Source organism: Rubrivivax albus, from assembly GCF_004016515.1.
GTDB lineage: Bacteria > Pseudomonadota > Gammaproteobacteria > Burkholderiales > Burkholderiaceae_C > Rubrivivax > Rubrivivax albus.
This window is the reverse complement of the sequence record NZ_SACT01000060.1, coordinates 1-422: the sequence shown is the minus strand read 5'-3', so window position 1 is coordinate 422 and position 422 is coordinate 1. Positions and strand designations below refer to the sequence as shown.

At 43.1% G+C, this 422-nt stretch carries 1 protein-coding gene; it reads left to right on the top strand.

From position 1 onward, the window contains the following. The coding region (locus tag ENE75_RS26100) for an aminotransferase class V-fold PLP-dependent enzyme (protein WP_128201779.1) at positions 1–422 on the top strand (422 nt) is incomplete at both ends.

Sequence of the window (422 nt, the reverse complement as noted above, 5' to 3'; positions counted from 1 at the left end):
ACGATCAATCCTGTAAAAGAAATTATTGACGCAGCACATAAGGTTGGAGCAATTGTTATGCTCGATGGAGCACAATCAACCGTGCATTTGGATATTGATGTGCAGCAACTCGATTGCGATTTCTTCGCCATCAGTTCACACAAAGTATATGGCCCGACAGGCATTGGTGTATTGTATGGCAAGCGTGCGTTGCTCGAAGCAATGCCGCCGTTCATGGGTGGTGGTGAAATGATCAAAGATGTAACATTCGAAAAAACAACCTGGAACGATCTGCCTTACAAGTTTGAAGCAGGTACACCCAATATTGCTGATACGGTTGCTTTAAAAGCAGCGCTTGATTTTGTAAGTGGTATTGGTAAATCAACCATTCGTAAATACGAAGACGAGTTGCTGCGTTATGCAACGGAGCAATTACAAAGCAT